General features: G+C 43.3%; 19 protein-coding genes. 10 read left to right on the plus strand and 9 right to left on the minus strand.

The window, feature by feature from the left end:
- Nucleotides 1-426 precede the first annotated feature (426 nt).
- The 6 genes from LEP1GSC052_RS01145 to LEP1GSC052_RS01175 form a co-directional block, all read right to left on the minus strand.
- Nucleotides 427-1,425, minus strand: a complete 999-nt coding sequence (locus LEP1GSC052_RS01145; RefSeq protein WP_020985400.1) for a tyrosine-type recombinase/integrase — start codon at nt 1,423-1,425, stop codon at nt 427-429.
- A 465-nt stretch (nt 1,426-1,890) separates the two neighbouring features.
- On the minus strand, nt 1,891-2,895 hold the full coding sequence (locus LEP1GSC052_RS01150; RefSeq protein WP_010572335.1) for a patatin-like phospholipase family protein: 1,005 nt from the start codon (nt 2,893-2,895) through the stop codon (nt 1,891-1,893).
- A gap of 347 nt (nt 2,896-3,242) precedes the next feature.
- Complete coding sequence (locus tag LEP1GSC052_RS01160; protein ID WP_020985497.1) at nt 3,243-4,658, minus strand: high affinity choline transporter 1; 1,416 nt, start codon at nt 4,656-4,658, stop codon at nt 3,243-3,245.
- Nucleotides 4,659-4,796: 138 nt separating this feature from the next.
- Nucleotides 4,797-5,132, minus strand: a complete 336-nt coding sequence (locus LEP1GSC052_RS01165; RefSeq protein ID WP_010572333.1) for a hypothetical protein — start codon at nt 5,130-5,132, stop codon at nt 4,797-4,799.
- A 100-nt stretch (nt 5,133-5,232) separates the two neighbouring features.
- Nucleotides 5,233-5,586 (minus strand): hypothetical protein, encoded by a 354-nt coding sequence (locus LEP1GSC052_RS01170; protein ID WP_010572332.1) that lies wholly within the window; start codon nt 5,584-5,586, stop codon nt 5,233-5,235.
- A gap of 102 nt (nt 5,587-5,688) precedes the next feature.
- Nucleotides 5,689-6,390: a nitroreductase gene (locus tag LEP1GSC052_RS01175; RefSeq protein WP_010572331.1), complete on the minus strand. Its 702-nt coding sequence runs from the start codon at nt 6,388-6,390 to the stop codon at nt 5,689-5,691.
- Nucleotides 6,391-6,497: 107 nt separating this feature from the next.
- On the opposite strand from LEP1GSC052_RS01175, the gene LEP1GSC052_RS01180 reads away from it, so the two are divergent.
- From LEP1GSC052_RS01180 to LEP1GSC052_RS01220, 9 genes are all read left to right on the plus strand, one after another.
- Nucleotides 6,498-7,082 carry a TetR/AcrR family transcriptional regulator gene (locus LEP1GSC052_RS01180; RefSeq protein WP_020985495.1) on the plus strand — a complete coding sequence of 195 codons (585 nt, stop codon included), beginning with the start codon at nt 6,498-6,500 and terminating at the stop codon, nt 7,080-7,082.
- 94 nt (nt 7,083-7,176) lie between these two features.
- Nucleotides 7,177-7,446, plus strand: coding sequence for a metal-sensitive transcriptional regulator (locus tag LEP1GSC052_RS01185; RefSeq protein WP_010572329.1), 270 nt, complete (start codon nt 7,177-7,179; stop codon nt 7,444-7,446).
- A 173-nt stretch (nt 7,447-7,619) separates the two neighbouring features.
- Entirely contained in the window at nt 7,620-7,844 is a 225-nt protein-coding gene (locus tag LEP1GSC052_RS01190; protein ID WP_010572328.1) for a YgaP family membrane protein, read from the plus strand.
- Entirely contained in the window at nt 7,841-9,265 is a 1,425-nt protein-coding gene (locus LEP1GSC052_RS01195; protein WP_010572327.1) for a TolC family protein, read from the plus strand. Before LEP1GSC052_RS01190 ends, LEP1GSC052_RS01195 begins: the two co-directional genes overlap by 4 nt.
- Entirely contained in the window at nt 9,255-12,431 is a 3,177-nt protein-coding gene (locus LEP1GSC052_RS01200) for an efflux RND transporter permease subunit (protein ID WP_020985362.1), read from the plus strand. The genes LEP1GSC052_RS01195 and LEP1GSC052_RS01200 overlap by 11 nt, the downstream gene beginning before the upstream one ends.
- Nucleotides 12,432-12,705: 274 nt before the next feature.
- Nucleotides 12,706-14,196: a SpoIIE family protein phosphatase gene (locus LEP1GSC052_RS01205; RefSeq protein WP_010572326.1), complete on the plus strand. Its 1,491-nt coding sequence runs from the start codon at nt 12,706-12,708 to the stop codon at nt 14,194-14,196.
- Complete coding sequence (locus LEP1GSC052_RS01210; protein WP_020985485.1) at nt 14,193-15,647, plus strand: tetratricopeptide repeat protein; 1,455 nt, start codon at nt 14,193-14,195, stop codon at nt 15,645-15,647. Before LEP1GSC052_RS01205 ends, LEP1GSC052_RS01210 begins: the two co-directional genes overlap by 4 nt.
- Nucleotides 15,644-16,636 (plus strand): LB_137 family protein, encoded by a 993-nt coding sequence (locus LEP1GSC052_RS01215; RefSeq protein ID WP_010572324.1) that lies wholly within the window; start codon nt 15,644-15,646, stop codon nt 16,634-16,636. Before LEP1GSC052_RS01210 ends, LEP1GSC052_RS01215 begins: the two co-directional genes overlap by 4 nt.
- 10 nt (nt 16,637-16,646) lie before the next feature.
- Nucleotides 16,647-17,045: an STAS domain-containing protein gene (locus tag LEP1GSC052_RS01220; RefSeq protein WP_010572323.1), complete on the plus strand. Its 399-nt coding sequence runs from the start codon at nt 16,647-16,649 to the stop codon at nt 17,043-17,045.
- Nucleotides 17,046-17,149: 104 nt separating this feature from the next.
- Here LEP1GSC052_RS01220 and LEP1GSC052_RS01225 read toward each other — a convergent pair whose 3' ends face one another.
- From LEP1GSC052_RS01225 to LEP1GSC052_RS01235, 3 genes are all read right to left on the minus strand, one after another.
- A complete protein-coding gene (locus LEP1GSC052_RS01225; protein ID WP_010572322.1) occupies nt 17,150-17,542 on the minus strand; it encodes a hypothetical protein in 393 nt (130 codons plus the stop codon).
- Between the two features lie 84 nt (nt 17,543-17,626).
- Nucleotides 17,627-18,577, minus strand: a complete 951-nt coding sequence (locus LEP1GSC052_RS20635; protein ID WP_167593872.1) for a DUF1554 domain-containing protein — start codon at nt 18,575-18,577, stop codon at nt 17,627-17,629.
- Between the two features lie 463 nt (nt 18,578-19,040).
- Nucleotides 19,041-20,639, minus strand: a complete 1,599-nt coding sequence (locus tag LEP1GSC052_RS01235) for an EAL domain-containing protein (protein ID WP_040912637.1) — start codon at nt 20,637-20,639, stop codon at nt 19,041-19,043.
- A gap of 1,222 nt (nt 20,640-21,861) precedes the next feature.
- Here LEP1GSC052_RS01235 and LEP1GSC052_RS01240 point away from each other — a divergent pair.
- Complete coding sequence (locus tag LEP1GSC052_RS01240; RefSeq protein WP_010572319.1) at nt 21,862-22,974, plus strand: AraC family transcriptional regulator; 1,113 nt, start codon at nt 21,862-21,864, stop codon at nt 22,972-22,974.
- The last annotated feature ends 207 nt before the right edge of the window (nt 22,975-23,181 follow it).

The raw sequence follows: 23,181 nt of genomic DNA on the forward strand, positions 1-23,181 counted from the left end.
TACTTCTTTTATTTACGTTATCTATATTTGTCGTTTCAGTATAACTTGAAGCGACTGTCGCCTAACGACAAAGCTTCCCGACGTCGCTGTTCCCGAAGGGACGCGAAACGCTTTTTACTAAAATGCTTCTTTTTACTAATTAACTTCGTTGAGCGAAGCGATGTGGTGAAACCCGGAGCGAGGATCGCATTGCGATTCCGAGCGGAGCGGGAAGCGTCAGTTAGGCGTCCGTTCCCGCGAGCATCTTGAACCATTTCAAATAAACCCTTACAACTGAATGAAACAAGCAACGCACCCATCTTCTCAAACTAAGCCAAACCCTTCCGAGGAAAGCGCAGCGGGTATGGCGCCTAACTCCAACTCTGCGAGTTTCGTAAAAACGTTAGCAAACCCAGAATAGCCGAAGGGCGTAAAAACGCACAAGGGCTAATCCAAATTTCGGCCGAGGAAGTCGAGAGGACTTTCGATTTTGGTAACGCGAACTTGACTGACTCGAGCGTAAATTTCCGTGGTCCGAACGTTTTTGTGACCCAAAAGAAATTGAATGTGTTTGATATTCGTGCCCGCTTCCAACAGATGAGTCGCGAACGCGTGACGAAGACTGTGAATGCTCACGTCTTTTTGAATGCCCGCCTTCTTCTTCGCATTTTCAAAAATCTTTTCCGCGGACCGAATGTGAATCGGCTTCCTCGGATCTTGACCGGGAAAAACCCATTCTTCGTAGGGATGGGAGAATCTAAATTCCTCCCAAAGAGTTTGGCAAGTTTGAGACAACATCGTGAAACGATCTTTTTTGCCCTTCCCTTCCCGGATTTTTACCGTTTGTCTTTTGACGTCGATGTCCTTCGATTTCAGATGAACCAATTCACTCACACGCAAACCGCTCGCGTAACAAAAAGCGAGAAGCAGCTTATGTTTCGGATTCTCAAGAGCGTTTAGTATTTTATAAACTTCTAAAGTAGAGAGGATGTCCGGAAGTTTCTCCTCCCTTTTGGGACGAGGAAGATCCTTGAACCACGGTTTGCCTAAAAAAATTCCGAAGTAAGAATTGAGAGCCTGGATCCTCGCCGTAACGGTCGCCGAACTCAGCCGTTTTTCCAAAAAGGAAAACTCCAAGAAAGAATAAAGATCCTGTTTCGTGATCTCCTTCGGGTTTTTACCGGACCATCTCAAAAAAGAAAGAACGTTCGAATGATAAGAACGAATCGTTTTTCGAGACGCGTTAGTCAGCTTTAATTTTCGAATCCAGTGGAAAAGTTCCAACTCGCCTTCGAGTTCTATATGAGCGTTTCTTAAACTTAAAAAATTCTCGAGAATCGATTCGGAATAAGGAAGAATCCAAAATTTCTTCTCCGGATTCCATTTCGCATTGGGAATCGATCGGACCCATTCATACTCGGCTCGACGATACGGAAACCGAATCAAAAGGAATCTCCCATTCCGTTTTAGGTGAAAGTGCATGGGAGAATTTTGCGAAAATACTAAATGTTTGTATAGCTTATTTTTGGAAGGGTGTAGCTATAGCTTCGCCGCGTTAGTCACAGGGTGTGGAAAAAATAAAGCTCCGCAGTATACGGTCAAGGAGATTCTGACATATTTCCTCTGAATGATTCTTATTTTTCATAGATTCGAGTTTATAATTCTTTTTGACTCAAAATAAATCGGAATCGTGTCAGGGCAAGAGAATGTGGAGAATTCTTCCCAGCTTTCGAACGAAGGTGCGTTGTGCACGCTTCTCTTTTGCGCGGAATTTGTTGTCTTGATTTTTTTGCGCGCGGGTTTTCACGGCTTCGCACTTGCGCGGTTTCGTGCCCTCTCGGTTTTCACGGGCTCGTGCGATGCGTGGTGAATTGAGTGTGAAGCGCGCGAAACTTATGAGGAAACGCGAATCTACTTGGATCGAAACGAAGAAACGGCCTTGGCCCAATCTCGTTTGAGATATTCGAAAATTTTATCCTTATTCATACGAGCGTCTTGTTTGCCGAGTTCATACGCCCTTCTCACTCCGATCGGATCGGTGTAATCGAAGGAAGTGATCGGCAATGGCTCCGATGGAGTTTGTAAAAAACATCTTTCCAAAAGTTTCGGATCCTTTCCTACGATCGTAGTCGGCTCGTAGTAAATTCCGATCGTCTTTTTGTCGGGTGGAAACGCTTCCAGAAGGAGATTGTTCGTCAATCCGCCGTCGAAGTAATATTCTTTCCCGTGACTTTGAACCGATACGATCGGAGGAACCGAGGAAGAATTGAGAATGATCTGCTCCACGGCCTGTTCGTCTTCGAAGTCCTTTTCCGTAAATAAGACTTCTTTCATATTCCAATTTCTGAGTACTCTTTGCATTCTTTCGGTGTTCAATCCGCGAAGGCGATCCCTTTCGTCCTCGAGAAAAGCCTTTGCGGTTTCCGCGATCAATCTCGCGAGTCTGAACTTATTCTTAAGCGAATCCTCTTTTGGAATGGCGCGTAACGTATGAATGAAAACTTTCGTTCCGGACTTCATGATCTTTTGAAAGTCCATTCCGAATCGGATCGTTTTGCGATACATGTCTTCGTGAGGGAAGGCCCGTTCTCCCTTGAAAAGACGACTGAAGTAAAAGTTGGCGGGATTTTTTCGGACGATGTTTTCGAAGGATGCGACACATTCTTCCTCGTCTCCGCAGATCAAACAAAGAACCATCGCTGCCCCGGCGGAAACACCGGATACTTCGCGGAATTTTAATCCCCAGGATTTCATTTCGTGCCCGAAACCCAATCCGTAAAACGCCTTACATCCGCCTCCGGCGATCGCAAAACAAATCTCGTCTTCGAGCCAAAGTCCTTGAAAGGCTTCGCCGATTCTATTCTGAGTTTCTTGTTTTCTTTCAAATGCGATGGAATCGTCTAAAACGGGAGGCATTCTTTTCCTTTTTTCAAATCGGGGGATTTTACCATCATCGAACAAAGTCGCCTTTTAGGGAAAGAAATTATTCACGCGGAAGAATTCTCCCTCTTTTGGAATCGGAGTTTTGGAAGAATTCTTCGCTGAAAACGAACGGAGTTCGTAAGCCTTCGATTCTTCCGATGTTCCGACAACTTTTTAGTAAAACGGCCCGGGCCCCACCCGCGTTTGGGTGGAGGTGGAGAGGCGGCGGGAAATTTTCCCCGAAAAATCTCCCTATCACGAATCCCCTTTTCTCACAACCAAGAAATCATTCTCGATTCTGTCGGAACTCCGACAAACTCGACCGATTTTCCGCTTGCTCTTCAAAGATTCCTTTCTACGGAAAGATCTTCCTTATTTTTAAATCCGTATCCTCTTCGTTCCAAAACGTCGCCGATCACAAGAGCGATCCAGCTCGCCGTAAGTCCGGGAATCGAGGCGGGAGTTTCAAAATTCATTATATTCCAAAAAAGCCATACGATAAAACCCACGATCATGGACAAAACCGCTCCGGTCGAAGTGGATCGTTTCCAAAAAAGTCCGGCGACAAGCGGGACGAACAAGGAAACAAGACTGAGCGCCGAAGCCTGCGAAACGAGTTCGTAGATATTACTTTTTGTAACGGCCATCGCAAGAGAGACTAACGTGATCGTCACGACCGAAATTCTCAGAATACGAAGCAGAGTTTTTTCGTTCGGATCTTTGAGAAAGGGCCGGACCACATTCTCGCCTAACACCGATGCAGGTGCCAAAATCGCGCCGCTCGCCGTGCTCATCACCGCGGATAACAAGGCTCCGAAAAAAAGAATCTGCGTAAACAAACCGGTATGCGCTAACACGGTTTTGGGAAGAATCATCTGCGCGTCTTCTCCCGCGATTTGCGGATAAACCTTTCTCGCACAAAGCACCGCGAGCAAAGGAAGAAGAGCCACGCTTAAATAAAAAAACGCTCCGAGCAGGGAAGAATACACGGCGACCTTTTCGGATTTCGATGCCATCACCCTTTGAAAGATATCCTGTTGCGGTATCGATCCGAGTCCGATCGTCATCCAAGCCGCGATATATACGAGAATACTTTTCGGTTCCGCTTCGGGTATAAATCTGAAAAATCCGGGTTTCGTCGACGCAAGAACGACGTCCAATCCGCCCGCTTGGGAACTCAGATCCCAAACTAAATAAGCAAGTCCTAATACGATTAGAATCGTCTGTAAAAAATCCGTGAGCGAGATCGCCCACATTCCTCCGATCACAGTGTAGATCAATACGACTCCGGCTCCGATAAAAATTCCGGTCGATACGGGAAGATCGGTTAACGAGTGTAAGATGATTCCCAAGGCGACGAACTGAGCCGCGATCCATCCGAAATACGAAGGGATCATAAAGATACTCGACACGATTTCCGCCCTTCTTCCGAATCGATTTTTATAAAAATCTCCGAAGGTGAGAATGTTCATTCGATACAAAGGTCTTGCGAAAAAAAGTCCGACTAAAAAAAGACAAAGCGCGGCTCCGAACGGATCTTCGATGACTCCCAAAACTCCGTCTTCTACAAATCGGGAGGAAGCTCCGAGCAAGGTTTCCGATCCGAACCAGGTCGCGAACAACGCGGACGACGCAAGAAAAAGCGGAAGCCTTCTTCCCGCGAGAACGTAGTCCTTCGAATCGCTTACAAAACGAGAGGCGACCGCTCCGATAAGAATCGTCGTGAGTAGATAAAGAATGACCGATATTCCGAGCAATGAATTCCCTTTGATATATTCTTTCCAATTCTTCTCTTAGAAAGGCAATCAATTCTTGCCCGTCTTCCTCGCTCGGACTTCGGTTTAAAATTCGGAATCCAATCCGTTCTTTTTCGGCGCGGAATTTGTTGGACCGGATTATTTTTTAAGAACTGCTTTTTTACAAAGATCCGCGAGTTCCGTAGGATTTAAACCCTTGGTTTCGCCCAGGTTTTTAGGAGAATTCTTAACCGGAAGTCCGTAAAAACCGCCGTCCGTTTCGGAAAGATTGATCAAACATTCGCGGGAAGGTTCGTTTCCCTTTAAAGAATTCATCTTATCGGACGCACGGGAAAAACCGCTCTTCGTATTTTCAAACGCAAACTCAGTTTTGCCTTCGGAATGGCCGGTTCTCACGTTGATCTTTTCGGAAATCAATTTCAAATCGTTCGGAGAAAGAATAAGAAGCGTAAAGATTACGAGAAATTCGGACATAAGATTCTCCTGAGCTGAAACACGACGATCGCGGATTGATAAGCGACATTCTCAAAAATCCTTTCGATAAAAATCAAAGCTCGGTTTCCCGCAAGCAAAATTAGAGTCCGTGAATTCTTTTACAAAGATCGGCGAGTTCGGAATGACTTAAACCTTTGATCATAGACTTGTCAATTTCTTTCGGATAATTTCGAAACATGCGATCGTAGTAATACCCGCCCGCGCTGTCGGCAAGATCGATTCCGCATTCTTCTCGAAACTCTTTTCCTCTCAGTTCCCGAATCTTATTTTCCAAAAGCCGGTCCCCTTCTTTCGTATTCGAAAAAAGAAATTCGGTTCTCCCCGAGGAAACTCGTTTGCCCGCGTTGAGTTCGGTTTTTTCGGCAATCAATTTGAGCTGAGTCGGAGAAAGGACTAAAATCGTAAAGATCCAAAGAATATTGATGATGGCCATGCTCTTTCAAAACATGAGACTTCTTTTTTTGAAAACTTTTCTTCGAATCTTTACGCGCTTCTTCCTTTCTTCACAAAAACAAAAAGAAGAAGTGATCCTTCTTTAGTAAAAACGAACCACACCCGAAATCGACTCTCTCGGAGTATGATACGCGTTTAAGTTCGAATCAGCCTTCGGATAACCTAAGCTCAAACCGCAAACCACTTTTTCCGTCGGCGGCAAATTCAATTCGCTGCGAACGACTTCGGGAAAGGCGGATAACGCGGCTTGAGGAACCGAACCCAAACCGTAACCTCTGGCGAGAAGCATCAACGTATTCAAGTAACAACCTATATCAAGCGCGATGTAAAAATTTAATTCGAAGTCGGTCGTGATAAAGACCGCGGTGGGCGCTCCGAAAAATTCGAAGTTCCTCAACATAAAACCGTCTCTCGCGTCCTTGTCCTTTCTTTCGATGCCCGCGACCCCGTAAATCTTCATACCGAGATCGAACATTCTTCTTTTGGCGTCGGACGGAAAACCCGTGGGCCATATCGTATCGGGAACCGGCTCTCCTTGTTTCGCTCTTTGAACGAGAAGTTCTGCCATTCGATCTCTTTTCGTTCCGCTTACTACGTGGACCTTCCAAGGTTGACTGTTCTTCCAGCTCGGGGCCCGCAAAGAATTCTTAAAAAGTTCGGAAAGAATCTTTTCGTCGATCGGAGCGGATTCGAAGTCGCGAATGCTATGACGCGTATTGACCGCCTCTTCCACGGTTTTGGCCGCGCCGGTGATAGTAATAAATTCTGTTTCGGTAGATTCCATAAATTCTCCAAAATGACTTGCGTTTTCGGACTTTCTCGGGTCTTATGAAAGAAGAAAGAATCAGAACAGACAAGTCTGTCTACCTATTTCATCAGAAAGGAAGAAAAATGTCAAGCAGGGATTCGGGACCAAAGGATAGAATTTTAGAAACGGCGGTTCGATTATTTCAATCTCAGGGTTACGGAAACACCGGAATCAATCAGATCATCCAGGAATCCAAAACCGCAAAGGCGAGCTTTTACGATCATTTCCCCTCGAAAGACGATTTAGGAAAAGCTTATATAGAATTTTACGGACAAGGACAACTCGTTCTTTTGGAAAAGTTGAAGTCTAGGTCCGGCAACCCGAGCGAGTTCATTCACGCATGGGCTCAAATATTAAAGCGACAAACCAAAAAAAGCGGATTCGCCGGTTGTCCGATGGCAAATACGGTCGCACAAATCGCGTCGACTTCCGTTTCGATTTCGGAGGAAGCCAAAAAAGTTTCCTTAAGAACGATCGAAATTCTAAGCGATTATCTATCGGAATGGCAGAATGAAGGACTTGTTCCCAAACACACGGAGCCGAAACTTTTGGCGCGAAGAGTATTCGCCTGTTACGAGGGTGTGATTCATACTTGGAAACTCACCGGAAAAATCAGCGCGCTCGACGATCTTCCGATTCTTGTCGAGGCGATCTTTCGATATTCCTAAGATTCATTTTGAAAGGGAGAATGGATTCTCACTTTTAAAAACGAATTCGATTTCACCATTGACCGAATTATATACCCCTTGGAGTATGTTACCTATGAGACAGGACAAGGAAAATACCACAAAATTATTGATCAATCGGATCCATAGAATCAAGGGCCAGCTCGACGCGGTGGAAAAAGGCCTCGCAAACGATACGATGGATTGCGAAAAAACGCTTTTGATTCTTAAGGCCGCGAGCCAAGCGATCAAAAAATTCGGAGAAGCATACGTTCAGGAATATATGGATCGTTGTGTGATCGAAAATAATAAAAAACTGGATCTGAAAAACGTCAAAACGGCGATCAAAGCCGCATTCTTCTTCTGATTTTAGAATATTTCCTCTTCCTATAAACCTAAGCGGGTAGTTACGCCCTTTCTAATCGCGTCCAAAACCGATTCCGATTTTCCGATCCGGAAAGGAATTTTGCTTTCCTTTTTATAATACCATACGGGGTATTGTATTTATATACCCGCAGGGGTATATAAATAGGAGGAAAAATGAACCGTTGGTATTTGGAGAGAATGTTGTTTTTGATCGCTGGTTTCGTTTCGCTTTTAGGACTTACCTTGGGTTTTTATTTCAGTCCGTGGTTTTTGACCCTAAACGTTTTGGTAGGAATCAATCAGATCGTTTTCGCGCTTACGGGATTCTGCCCTATGGCCTTAATCCTCGGCAAACTCGGAATTCCTTCCGCCGCGGAGGTTTTCGGAGGAAAAAAATGAAATCTCATTCGAGTTTTCTAATATTCTTATCTTTGATCTCGCCCTTTTCGGGCGAGGTCTTTGCCGAAAACGTTCTCGAGTTCTCCGAAGTCTGGGAAAAGATCCGAGTCGAATCCGCGACTCTACAAACGAAGGCTTCCGAGGTCAAAACGAACGAGATCGTAAAAAACAGATCCTCCAAACACTGGCTTCCCAAAATTTACGCCGACGCACGCGCGTTTAGAACCGACGACCCCACTCTCAACTTTATGGGAAAACTCGGACAAAGATCCGCAAACGCCTCCGACTTTTCTACGGAAAGTCTTCGTTATCAACCGAGTAATTTTTTGGATTCGAGTAATCAGCCCTACAACGGCGTCAATCCGAACAACGCGAATCTGTTCGCAAAAGACACGCTCAATCATCCCGGAAACAATTCTTATTCGAAAGGGACATTGGGGATAGAACTTCCGCTTTTTGAAGGAGGCGGAAAAGTCGCGGCTCATATGATCCGGGAAAAACGGCTTCACGCGGTTTTATCCGAGGGCAAATACATTCGAATTTTAGAATATTCAAAAGCGGCTTTGTCCTATCAGTCGATTGTTCTCGCGGAGGAGAACCTGGCACACATCGAAAATTTATCGGAACAGATTCGAAATTTTTTGAATCGTTATAGAATCGGAAACCGTTCCAACCCGGTCGGATTTTCGGGTCATCTCGCTCTACAATCCTTACAACTCCTATTGAATGTTTCTAAAAAAGAATTTGAATCTCTAAAAAAATCCGCCGAAGAAAATCTATTCTTAGGCGCTTCCGGTTTGGATGAAAATTTTCGGCCCAAGAAAAATACGTTATTCTCCTTTGCAGATCGATATCTTCCCATTCCCAAAGAGAAGGATTCCCTTCACACTCCTCTTTCCGAGGCCTATCGATTTCAATCCGAAGAAGCACAGGAAGGGATCGAGGCGGAGAAAGCGAAGTTTCTTCCCAAGATCGCGGCGTATGCGGAGACGTACGCATACAACGGCGCGAGAAACCAGGCCAATTCCTACAACGCAGGCGTTTATCTTCAGATGAATCTTTTGGATCCGTCCGACCTCGGGGCCTTGGACGAAGCCAAGGCAAAAGCGGAAACTGCCAAGAAAAAATCCAAAGAAATCAGACAGAACGAGGAGAATCGTTTTAAGATTCTCGTTTCAAGAGAAAAAATCATATTCGATAATTTGAATTCGATTTACGAATCGATGCGACTTCAAGAGGAACAACTTCAGGTTTCCCAAAAACTTTTTCGAAACGGAACGATACAAGCCCCTCAGATGGCGGAATCCTTTTCGGCGATGGCAAACCTACTCAAACTCAAATCCTCTTCCGAACTCGAATATTTGAAAATCAGATCCGAACTTTCACTCTATTCAGCACACGAGAATTCTTATGAAAAATAAAATCGAATCCGCCGGTTTCGCGGGAAAGTTAGCTTCCCTATTCGTTCATTCCAAGATCACGCCCGTAATCGTTTTCGGAAGCATTCTTCTCGGTCTTATTTCCGTTTATCTGACTCCGAAAGAGGAAGAACCTCAAATCTCGGTTCCGATGATAGACATTCGGCTTTCGGCTCCCGGCTTTAACGCGCACGAAGTCGAACGCAAAGTCACCGAACCCGTGGAAAGGGCCGTATGGGGTCTGGAAGGCGTGGAATACGTTTATTCTTCCAGCACGGATCACGGAGCGATCGTGACGGTTCGATTCGAAGTTGGTCAACCATTGGAACCTTCTTTGGTGAAAATTCATCACAAACTTTTGGAAATCCAGGGCGATCTTCCGCCTAACGTGTTCCCTGCATCCGTCAAGGCTCTTACGATCGACGACGTCCCCTTTTTGGCGCTCACGTTTAGCTCCACGACGAAGGACGATTATTTTTTAAGAACATTAGTCGCTCCTTTGGCGCGGGAACTTTCGGGTACGCCCGATCTTTCCAAGGTAGAACTTTTGGGCGGAAGAAAGAAAACCGTTCGAGTCGTCGCCGAACCGGCCCGTATGAACGGATTCGGAATCGGTCTTTCCGAATTGGCAAACTCGTTAAAACGAAATAGCACCGTTCTTCCGGCCGGAAAAAACTGGGGAAAGGAAAAAGAATACGACGTGGAAGTCGGTTCCTCTGTATCTACGTTAGACGAAATTAAGTCCTTGCCGGTCGCACAACGGGGAGGACGTGTGATTCTCGTGTCCGATTTGGCGCGGGTTATCGAAGGACCGAATGAAAGAACCAAAGAATCCTTGTTTTACGATAAAGGTTCGAACGAAAAAGCCGCCGCCGCTGTAACGATCAGTTTCGCCAAAAGAAAAGGAACCAATGTCGTTCCGTTATCCCGAGAACTTTTGGAACGCGCGGAATCGTTTCGAACCAAACTGCCTGAGGATATTCAAATGTCCGTCCTCAGGGATTATGGAGAAACCGCGGCTTCCAAATCCCACGAATTGATAGAACATCTTTTGATCGCTACGGTTTCGGTGAGTGTTTTGATCGCTCTTTGGATGGGATACAGGGCTTCGCTCGTGGTTTCGATTACCATTCCGGTTACTTTGGCTCTTACATTAGCTCTTTATTATTTTCTGGGATACACATTGAATCGAGTCACCTTGTTCGCATTAATTTTTTCGATCGGAATCCTCGTGGACGACGCGATCGTAGTAGTCGAGAACATAGAAAGACATTTTCACGAAAATCCCAAACTGGGAATTCTTCAGAACACGTTAAACGCAGTCGCCGAGGTAGGGAATCCTACGATCCTCGCTACCTTCACGGTGATCGCCGCCATTCTTCCTATGGCTTTTGTGAGAGGACTGATGGGCCCTTATATGAAACCGATTCCGGTCGGCGCGAGTCTTGCGATGATTCTTTCCTTGTTCGTCGCGTTTATCGTAACTCCTTGGATCGGAGTTCGGATTCTCAAAGAACAAAAGGTCCGCGCCGGAGCGGCCGAACCGAAAAAAAACTCCAAACTCGACCGGATCTATATTCAATTTGTGGAATGGTTGTTGAAGTCAAAATCCAATTCGCTGAAGTTCGCGGCCTGGGTCATCTTACTTCTTCTTTTATCGTTCGGGTTGGTTGCATTCAAAGCGGTGAAAGTGAAGATGCTTCCCTTCGACGACAAAAACGAATTTCAAGTGTTGATCGATTACGATTCCGGAACTCCTTTGGAAAAAAATCTTCAAAGAACCAAACGGCTCGCGGAATCAATTCTTCAAAACGAGAACGTGGAAAAAGTTCAGATTTTTGCGGGCGAAGCCGCACCCTTCTCCTTTTCCGGAATGGTAAAACACAGTTTTTTACGAAACACCGATTGGAAATCAGATCTGCATGTCGTATTAAAATCCAAGGATCATCGTAAAATCAAAAGTCACGAAATCATAGAATCGTTACGGCCGATCATCGCGGAATTCGGGAACAAAGAAAACGCGCTCACAAAAGTATTGGAAATTCCTCCCGGACCTCCGGTGCTCGCGACTTTCGTAGCGGAAATCTACGGACCAACCGAAGCTGAAAGAAAACACGCCGCCTTGCGGATCCGTTCCATTCTTTCCAAACAGGAAGGAGTCGTGGATTTGGATTCGAGTCTTCGAACCGATCGTCCTAAAATCGTTTATCCGTTCCGATCCACGTTAGGAGGAATTCTCGGCGTAAGATCGGAAACGGTTGCAAAGGACGCGCAGTTTCTTTTTTCGGAAACTCCCCTCTTTAGCCTTGCGGAAGCAGAGAATCCCGAAGAGATCACTGTGGATCTTTCCGTGAACGATAAGGCCCGTTCTTCCTCGAGGCCGTTTCAAAATCTCAATGTCTCTTCCTTGGAGAGCGGGTCAGTCGCGTCCGAAACAGTATTAAATTCTCCTTATATAAAAGAAAGTTTAACCTTAAATCGAAAGAATCTGAGGCCGGTCGAATACGTAACGAGCGAGTTCTCGGGCAAAGAAGAGGCGCCCGTCTATGGAATTCTAAAACTTTCGCCGAAAATCGATTACCCGACTTCAACTCTGGACACCCCTAGAAATGCAGATCAGGTTTTTATAAAATGGGACGGAGAATGGTTCATCACCTACGAAGTCTTTCGGGATTTGGGAGGAGCGTTCGCGCTCGTGATGATTTTGATTTATGTTTTGATTTTAGGATGGTTTAAAAATTATTTCCTTCCGCTTGTCATCATGATTCCGATTCCGATTTCCTTGATCGGAATACTTCCGGGACATTGGATCACGAACGCGTATTTCACGGCGACTTCCATGATCGGATTCATCGCGGGAGCGGGAATCATCGTTCGTAATTCAATTTTACTCGTGGACTTTATCGAATCCGAACTCGCTCTTGGAAAACCTTTGAAACAATCCGTCATCGACGCGGGTGTGATTCGATTTCGTCCCATGTTGTTGACCGCGTCCGCGGTCGTTGTGGGAAGTTCGATCATGCTCTTTGATCCGATCTTTCAAGGTTTAGCGGTCTCATTAATTTTCGGAGAAGTCGCCGCGACCATTCTCAGTCGTTTCGCCGTACCCGCGCTTTACTATTGGTTTTTAGGAAAAAGAAGAATGCAAGAGCTCAAAACCGGAATCTGATTTCATATTCAATCCACACAACGAGCGTTATGAAAACCATAAATCGTTTTTCTAATACGTTCGGATTATAGTGAATTCTAAAAAGACGAATTCAAAGTCTTTCCTCTATGAATTGTTGCGGATCTATGTCGGATTCTCTTGTCAAAAAGTTTTTTCTAATCCGAACTACAACGGTCTGCGTTTCGCAAGCGGATCGTTGAATCCGAAACAAAACGCATCACTTTATAGTACGCAATGATTTTAGTCCTTTAAAGAACGATAATCTATCTTGATCATGAAGAAATCGCTTCGATTACAGATTATCGTCATTTATACGATTTTAACCGTTGTCAATCTCACATTTGTAGCGGTCATGATTTTTGAAAATCAAACCGATCTTCTCATTTCCAACTTCACTCTGGAATCGGACCGAGTCGCGCGGGAGATTCTCAAAAAAGTGGAATCCTTCGGAAACATAGACTTCGAGGATTCTTCCCAAACAAACGACTTTCAAAGTAAACTTTTCAGCATCGGTCTCACCAATTTTTCCGTGATCGCCTCGGAAAACGATTCGTTTGAAAAGACGAAATCCATTCTTTCCAACGGAGTTACGGCGAACGTTTCCGATCTCAAAACGAAACTGAAGAATATAACGAGCGCCAAAGCGGCCCTCAACACGTCGTATGATATCGAACTCGACACCGATCATTTTATCGTAAACCTGATCTTTTATCTAAACCCGAAAACCTTTCTCATATCTCAAATCAAAATGAAGGAGATGGTCGATCGGCTTCGATCTCTTTACATTCAGCTCGGTTTGCTTCTCGTCTGGGGATTCGCGTTTCACATTCTTTTCGGAATTTTCCTCTATCGTAAGATTTTCGTTCGTCTCTTTCTCCTCAAGGAAGTCAGCGAAACGATGGCAACGGGAAATTTAAACGCGAGAATTTCATGGAACACGTCGGCCCACGACGAACTCGACGCGTTAGGCAACACATTCAACGGAATGGCGGAACAGATATCCTCCCAATTCGACACGCTTACTTTGAAGAACACGCAGATTCAAACCGAATTGGAAATCGGTAAAAACGTTCAGGAATGTTTTCTTCCGGAAAAAAGAAAAAGTTTCAATCTCATCGACGCGGAAATCGTGTATCAACCGATGCGGGAAGTCAGCGGAGATATCTACGACATCATCGAAATCAACGATTCGAGAACCGCGTTCTTTTTGGCGGACGCGACCGGTCACGGAGTTTCCGCGGCGCTCATCACTTCCATCATCCACTACAACGTGGAAAACATCATGAAGGAAACCGTAAACCCCGCGCATATCTTCAACAAACTGAGCGACAATCTTTTTGAAACCCTACAAGGAACGTTCTTCGCCACGGGAATTTTCATTCTCTTTGAGAAAGAAGGCGGTTACGCATACTTTTGTAGCGCGGGTCACAACCCGATTTACTACTATCGCAAAGCTCAGAACAAGATCGTCGTTTTGGAATCGACCGGTTTCGTTTTAGGAATCGGAATTCCGGACGAATACAGCGTTTTAAAAATCAAAACCTCCCCCGGCGATAAGATCCTCGTTTATACGGACGGAGTTTTGGACGCGACCAACGAAACGACCGAACAATTCGGAGACGATCGTCTGATGGACGCGTTTCAAAAATACGCGACTCTTCCCATGGGAGAATTAACGGAGAAACTCAGAAACGAAATCCATTCCTTTGCGAATATTTTTCCGGACGACGTCACTTTCGGAATCTTAGAGATCACTCAAAAATGAAAAAAAGTCTTTTGATCGCAATTCTAGGATTTCTATTGATCGTTTTTTTCGGGCTCGTCGTACTCGATACCAAACTCTACGAACTGAAAGTCACTCTGGAAAAAAGAAAACTTTTCAACTTCTCCTTCTCGAGCGAAATTCTGAGATCCAAGTTCGAAAGTATTCTTTCCAACCGAGATAACATCAAAGCGGAAATGAATCTGAACAATCTTCAAAGTTCTTTGATCGAAAGCAATCAACTCGAGAGTTTCAGCGTGGGAATTCTCCAGAACTTCGGTTCCGTTCTGATCAACGGAGTCCGTTTGATCACGGGCAAACCACCGATCGATTTCGAAATCAGTTCCACAAAAGTCCGCGCTCTCGAACGCGCATTCAGTTTGGAAAGAAACCAGGCGTACAAGGACGCGTATCAAGCCTACGGAGAAACGTTAGACATCTTTGCCAAGGGAACGGACGAAAGCGGATTCATTCTTCTGCACCAAGGTTTTTGCCTCGCCGTTCAGGGAGAATTCGATCTCGCACTCAAAGACTTGGAATCCGTTTTGGAACACAATCCCGGAACCGTTTTCGCGAACGACGCGGAAATTCTCATCGCAATCATCCAAAAATCAAAACAAAGTATTCAAGAAATCGAGGAGAATCTCGACTCGCCCGAATCCAGAGCCAAGGCGTTTTTCGCAAAAGGAAACTACGCGAAGGTTTTGGAAGAATTCGCAAAATCGAATATGACTTCCGCGGAGATGCGCTATATCCGCGCGTATTCTTTGGAAAAAACGGGAAATCAAAACGCGGCGATCACCGAATACGCGAAACTCGCATTCTCGGACACGGATAAGGAAATCGCGATCAAAGCCAATCGAAGATTGATGATGCTCGGTCACTATTACAACGCGGGAAGCGAAATCGCGAGAATCTCCGATAAGAACGCGGAACGATTGGGAGACGCAAGCGAGGCCGCGGAGATCCGCGCATCCTCCGAAAAATTAAAACCCTCTTCCGCGGATGAGAATTTTCGAAGTTTAAACGAAACCGGAAAGAATGACGAGAAAAAAGCGGCTCTCAGCGGAGAACTCCAGGAAATCGTAACGAAGTCGGACGCATTCTTAAAAAAAGCGGAAGACGAAGCGAAGGCCGAAGCTCGCAACTTCATCGCGGTTCAAGTCGTGGATTCGGTTCCGGTCTACGGAGACAAGATCGTCATCAACGGGGACGAAACGAAATTGTTCTCCGCGCACTTCCCCATCACTCTCGCAACTTATACGATCGATTCGATCAGTCTTACGAAGAATTCGACCAAAACTCCACGCAAACTTTTATTCGTTCAGAATCAGGAAAAAACTCCGTTCTTAAAGGCGGTGTTCGAAGACGATCAATCGATCACCTTAATCGAAAAAAAATCCAAGAAGAAGATCAACCTGAATTCTCCGATTCAGATCGAGTTATCAAAATGAAACGAACCTTGATCTACATTCTTCTTTTTACGTTTTTAAACGGATATCTCCAAGCGCACCGCGTGATTTTAAAATCCGGAGAACAACTTTCGGGAGATTTGAAGGAAACCGAAGGAGCCGCCGATCATATCATTCTTTCCACCGAAGGCGAGGACATAAAAATTTTCAAGAAGGACATATCGGAAATGTTTTTCGAAGAATCCGGAAATCATCTTTGTATGCACTTCAAGGGTCAACCGGAACCGAAATGCGGTTTGAAACTTCTGAAGATCAATTCGAGCACCGCGTTTTATGTGGACGAAAACAATCGTTATCTTCGGATTTCGTTTAAGGACTTGGAATCGATCACGATCGAAGTTCCGTCCACGAAAATTCTCGACCAACTTTCCAGAACCGGATTTCAAATCGTCATCAAGTCCAAGGATCAAACCGAAATCCAAGCTCCCATAGAAAGCGTAAACGAAAACTCGATTTTCGTACAGAACGAAACGAACGTAAACCCGATATCGATTCCAAGAGAAGAGATCGTATCCTTGTTTTACAAAACGACGGAGGATAAAAAGGATCCTTCCAAAGAGAAGGAACCGATCAGCCTCGTAGACTATTTGATCCCGGGTTATTACGTCAAAAGACAGGGATATACGAAAAGCGGAATCACGATGATGGGTTTGACCGGTTTCTTTATTGCGGGAAGCGTTTACGAATTCATCGCCGCAAAAAACGCGCAAGGTAAGAATCCGGTTTATATTCCGCAGAGCAACGGCTCCGTTTTATGGCTGGAACAGCCGAACGGAGAATTCGACAGACATAAACAACTCAATCAGCTTTTCTTAATATCTCTTGCCTGCACGTATTTATTCAACACGGTTCTCGTAAGCTTTCCGGTCGCGTTTTCGTATTTTTTTCAGGAAATACCTTCCGCAACTCCGAGTCTGCATTCTTTGGAAAAGGACCAAAAAATCGAAATGAAAATCAATATTAACTTTTAGGAAAACAAAAATGGAAGCAACAAACAATTCAAAAGACGAGTTATCGGTGGAGATTATATCCAATTCTCACGTAAACCATCTATTAAAACCGCATATTACGATCGTAAAGACGAACGGAGAAGTGAACATTTTCTCTTCGAAAAAACTCAAGGACCTTTTCAATCTGAAAATCGACGAAGGCACAAGAGTTCTTTTATTGGATCTTTCAGCGACGACGCATATCGATTCTTCGGGACTTGCGGTTCTGATCAGCACTCAGGCAAAATTGATGAAACAACTCAAGGGAGCTTTGATCGTATATTCGATTCCGAACTCGATCGGTAAGATTTTCGAATTAACACGATTGGACAAACTCATCACCTTGTCGATCGACTTGGACGAAGCCGTCGATAAGGCGATGGCCTACTAAAAAACATCGATCCTCTGGACTCGAAAAGAATTCGGGTTTAGAGGAAGTTCTCCCCTCTCAAAACGTCTTTCGATCCGGAAGAAAGAATTCCGATTTTCAAAAATTCAATAACCGTCTTTGATCAGATAATCCAGATGAAGTCGAATGTCCGATTCGTCGGTGGCGTCGTCCAAAAGAGTATCGTTGGAAATCTTATCGTTTAAAACGTGAGTCAATTCGGTTTCGTTCTTAGCCAGATAAACCCCGTTGAAAACGGAATAATTTTCGATCCACAATTCCAATTTCCTACATTCGGATAATATAATGCAGTTATGATTGACCCGGATCGAATCCGAAATCATCTTTCGGAAGTTCGTTAGATTGATGAACTCTTCGTTTTCGATCTTATTCAGATCCAAAATGTAGATTCCCGAAAACTCGTCTAAGATGGACAGGATAATATCACGAACATTCATAATGGAACGATTGTCGATCACTCCGGACAATCGAATCAACATAACTTTGGCAGTCGTTCCTTGTACATTAAATGTAACGAACTCATTACTAACCTGCATTTGCGGCCTCATACTTTAATAAATTTTTTATAATCGTACACATAAAATCGAATGCCGAACGTCGCAGCTGTTGTATGTACCGCTGAAAGATACGCCCGTCGTCAAAGCCCCAACAGTGTTCTGATTCGAAGTCCAACCCGCACAATCCATTCCGACCGTAAAAGAACTGTAATAACCCGCCCAGATACGAGCCGGACTCGGCGAAACCGAAGCGGGCAAATTCTCGGAAAGCGGAATCGAAAAAATTCCGGAAGAACCGTCGGAGTTTACGGGAACGGAAAAGGAAGTTCCGAAAAAATATTGAGAACGGGAAGAATCGTTACTGTGAATATAAAATCGTAAATTTCTAAGAACGGGCCAATCCATCCCACCGTCGTCGTTCAAACTCGGCTTTCTTTGATACTGTGCGCCCAAAAGCGCCCGATATTCGTTTTTATCGCCGGGAAGAAATTCGCCCTTCTCGCTTTGACAAATCCGATCCGCACCGGACACACCGCCCAAGTTTCCGTCGTATCCTGCTCCCTTGGCGGTGGCAAAGAACATACATTTATCGGAATCCAAGATGCGAACGTCCGCTTTACCGACAATCGAACCGTTTTCATCCTTCAGATTCAAAGTCAAATCCTCGTTTTCACAGTTCAAGTCCGTGTTTGCGTAGAGTTCTACGTTGACTTTCGTACCTTCGGAAGATCCGAAAACGTTCGCTTCTTCGGGAACGTAGAGAGTATTCATCACATTCGATTCTTTGAATATTTTAACTTTATTAAGATTGGAGTGCGAAGAAATCGGAATTGCGATCGAGTTCGTTCTTCCCTCTTCCAAGGAAAAAAAGGGAGAGTTTTCGGCAATGGACGATGATTTGAAAATCAACGCGTTTAAAATAAGTCCGATCTGACTGTGGGAAGAATCGAATTCAATCGGTTCCGCTTGCGCGCAGTTCATCACGATCAATCCAAACGACATAGCGAGTATACGCAAAGAATTCTTCCCATGAATTTGTTTCCGTATAAACCGAAATGAATGTTGGAATCGAAGATTCGAACGTAAACCGTTTGGCATGTCTATAGTTTATTCAATTCAAGGCTTCCATTCACAGCATACTATAAAAGGAACACTTTTTTATTAATGGCCTATTATCGTTTAAAAAACTATTCTCCTCTTTAGGATTTTATGTTTTTCTAACTTATCAATTCGAAAAGATGTTTTGATTTTGAATACTTTATTATGATAATTTCATAAATTGATTCGAATCGATTCAAAAAGAATCAAAGAATCTTTCTCTTTCGATACTTTACCAACTCGTTGAACCTAAAAAACGAAATCATTTTTCAAAGGAAGAATCACAATCTGAAATAGAACTCGTCGCGCACCCCAACTTGAAGAACGAAAACACATTCAAATTTGATTTCATACGAAATATGGAAACTGTTTGTAAAAGAATTTAGGATGGAAACCGAAAGGAAGAAAGATCCGTAATTTGCTTCGGCTTCCCATAGTGATATCCTTGCAGAAAGTTCGCTCCGTAATCGAGTGCGATTTGTTCGAGTTCCACGTTTTCGATTCCTTCAAAGACCGTTTTTTTGCCGAGCGATAAAAGAACCTGTGAGATCGCCTTCAACACGCTTCGTTTGCTCTGATTTTTATCGACTCCGATGATCAAACTCTTATCCAACTTTACGTAATCGCATTCTATCTTTTCGATTCTCGAGAAATTGGAATTGCCGATTCCGAAATCGTCGATCGCAATCTGAAATCCGAAACGTTTTAAAATCGACATCTGTTCGATGATGAGCGCCGTTTCTTCGTAACGACTTTCCGTCATTTCCAAAACGATCGAGTTCGGAATCAGATTCAACTTTGAAAAATAAGAAATCAAGTTATCCGCAAATTCCGGATTCTTCAACTGAAACGGAGAAACATTGATCGAGATCAAAGGATTGGAGGACAAGGATTCGTTTTTTCGAATCTGCGAAAGATCCCAAAGCGCGTTTTGAATCACCCAAGCTCCGATGGAGCTGATCAAACCCGATTCTTCCGCTAAAGGAATAAAAACGTCCGGACTGATCATCCCCTTTGCGGAATGATTCCAACGGGAAAGAGCTTCCAAAGAATGAAGTTCCTTCGTTTTCGCGTGAACGATGGGCTGATAATACAAAAGAAGTTCTTTTTTATGAACGGAATTTCTAAGAGACAAATACGTAGCGATCAAATTGGAAGAATCGTTTTGGTTCTGTGTCGCATAACGGCTGAACGGATAATCGATCACCTTTTTCAGGTTCGCTCGCAGACCTTTCAGAATGTAAAGCGGGCTTATGGCCGTTTCCGCCGTATGAAATCCGCCGATCGAAAGTTTGAGATGAAACTCGTGGTTATCGATTTGAATCGTATTCTTCATATACGAAATCAAACTCGAAGGAATCCAATTGATATCCACGTCCGGTTTGTTGATCTGATATGCGAAAAAGATCTGATTTGTGGAAATACGAAGTCCCACGTTTTGGCTGTTCGTAATCGTTAAAAACTCGGTATGAAGATCCAAAAATACGGCTTCGTAGATCTGCGTTTCGTATTTGTTCAGAAAGGGATGATTGTAAATTTCGATGTTTACGAGATAAAAATACGTCTTTTCCAGTTTAAGAGTGCGCACCAGATCGTGTTTTAAGGACCGAAATCTTTGGATTCGATTCTTCTCCGTGTGGGAAAGATTCCGAGTCGTAGATTCGATATGCGCGAGAACATAACCGCCCTTCGGGTTGATTTCAAAATTAACCTTGTAGATCAGATCATTCTTAGATCGGACCATCAATTGAATTTTTCGATCGTTTTTGAATTTTCGAAACGCAGAGATATTGGAATGAATATTGCCGTAATCGATGAATCGTTCGACCGTTTTCTTGAGTTTCGGATCCGAGTCCAACAGAGGATTGTAATGCGGTTCCGAATACAGTTGTTTCCCGTCAAAGTCATACAGAGAATAACTGAACACGTCCGCGGGATGCGGTTTATTCTCTATATAAAGATCGCTGTATTCGGAGATCATGGACTCATTATATAGTAGAAGTTGATTCTTTCTTTTCATCTTATAACCTAAATTTCAAAAGAATTTTAGGATAAATTTTCACCTTATAATACTTACGTTTTATCGTTTTCACTTTTTGCATAAAGGAGAATGAAAAGAAAGAATTGAAGGATTCAAAACGAAGGACTTTTGCGTCTTTGTTTGAACGTTTCTTTCTTTGTGAGTGTGGATCACTCACCCAAAACGAGTACGTAGATAAGTCTTACTCACTAGAATTTTTCAAACATCGTCCTTCGAATCGACTTTTTTCTAAGATGAAAACTTTTTTGAGACCCTTCCTAAGCAGAATCGGTCGGGACCTATGCGGAACTCGAGATCGTCAGCCTCAGCATCAAGGGACCAACAAAATCGAAACGCTTTCATCGATGTCTTTTTAATTTTATACAACTTACAAAGTATAGAAGAAATTCGATTCTTCTTTCCGACTCTTTCATTTCAAATTTTAAAAGTAGGACTCATTCTTGCTTTTCTTTGTCGCAAATCGGCTTCGTTTCAAAATTAATTTTAGAACGTTTAAAAAATCAGCCGATATCTTCTTACCAAAATATAACCTGAAATAAGCGGATTCTTTAATTCGACATGATTCTGTGTATTCAGCTATAGAGTTTTTGAAAATGAAAAGAAATCATTTTTCTGCAATTCATTTAACAATAGAACGTTATATACAACTTCTCATCATTCTTTGTCGGAAGATCTGCACTGTTTTCCAAGTTCGTTTAACATTTTAAGAAATTCTAAAATAAATTTTGAAAGCATGAGAATTGAAAACACTGAGTTTGTTGTTCGCTTTTGAACATCAATTTAAAAATTAATTATTATTTTTTACAATACATTGATTTTATATTATAAATCGGATAATTAGAAGCAATGAGAATGCTACGCTTGCAAATATTTTACATACAAAAGAAACGATTTATCTCTTGATTCGTTCTTATATCGATCCGTCATTAATAAGAATAAAAGTATTCAGGAATATTCAAAATTTCTTTTACAATTTAGATGTCAATTTCACTCTCGCATATAGAATGATTCATTTGTTATGAATTTGAATGGACCAAATTGAATTCAGTTTAAAAATGAATCTATTGATTGGAATATGGTGAGTTCACTTGACTATTAATGAGAGATGAGCTTTAGTTTTCGAAACAAATAAACAAAGAAAACATAAAGTGAAGAATGGATTATGGTGAATATTTTAGATTCAATGTTAAATGAAGAAATCTTATTGAGCTTAATAAGATTTGGAGCGGGCTTTTCTTTAGTCCTAGGGATTGGAAGTTGGATACGCGCGAACAGACAAATCGACTATCTGGTATCGTTGGTTTTAATACTAACCGCGATTTTTCAGTTTGTGGATGAATCCAGTTTGAGTTTATTCACACAACCTTGGATTCGAAAGTTCCTATTTTTAGTCGATATCGTAGCGTTAGCCGCGAGCGGAACCCTCGTGTTTTTGATTTCCACGATGATTTTTAAGAAGTATTCCGAACTTCCTTTGATCTTCTATTGGAATCTTGTGGGACCGTTTATTCTCGCGTTGCCGATCGCAACTTTCTACGAACAACAGGGCGGCAAAGAACTGGAATTCTTTCTATTTGCGGCCGATTTGTTCGTTTTCGTCTATTTCGTGATCGCGGTCGCAAACGTGTTTATCGATAAAAAATACGAGGCTTCTGCGATGAGCTTCCGAACGATTCTCACTTTGGTGATTTTGATTTCTCTTTGTATTCCCTTGGAGATCCTCGGAATCGTGCTTCAAAGCAAATCTTTGATCCTATTGTCCAGCGTTCACACTTCGTTTGCGGTGGTTTTCTATTATTTCCTTACTTTGATTTACCCGAATCTATTGGATTTTCTTTCCTTAGAACCCGGTAAAAACCTAGTAAAACGTTCCCTTCTCCACGACGTAGACATAAACGCGCTGGAAGAAAAACTGGCCCGCATCATCAAGGAAGAAAGAATTTATTTAGACGAAGACATCCGTCTTCCCGACGTTTCCGAAGAACTCGGGATCTCCGTTCATCAGCTTTCTTTCTTTTTGAACAATCACTTAGGAAGTAACTTTAACAATTACATCAACCGGTTCCGAGTGGAAGAAGCGAAGTCCATGCTTCTCAACGATCCTTCCCGCTCCGTGGTTTCGGTGGGAATTGCGGTCGGCTTCAATTCGAATTCTTCCTTTTATAAGGCTTTTCTAAAAGAGACCGGAATGTCTCCGAAACAATTTAGGGAAACACAACCCAAGGTGATTCACTTTCAGTCTTCTACTACGGCGGATATTCAATTTAGAAGCTGAGAATTCTTTCCAAACAAAAATTCCATCAATCTTCATCGGCGACGGAGCGTTTCCCTCCGTCCATTCTTCCGTTTTGTCCTTCTGATCTTCGCATTTTTGAAAAATCGATTCGTCTTGGGACCGTTCGGCGATGATTTTACTTCAGATTAATTTTAATTCTAAAATAGAATATAGAAAATTCATGATATTTATAATTTTCCGTCTTTT

Origin of the sequence: Leptospira kmetyi serovar Malaysia str. Bejo-Iso9 (assembly GCF_000243735.2) — a bacterium.
Lineage (GTDB): Bacteria > Spirochaetota > Leptospiria > Leptospirales > Leptospiraceae > Leptospira > Leptospira kmetyi.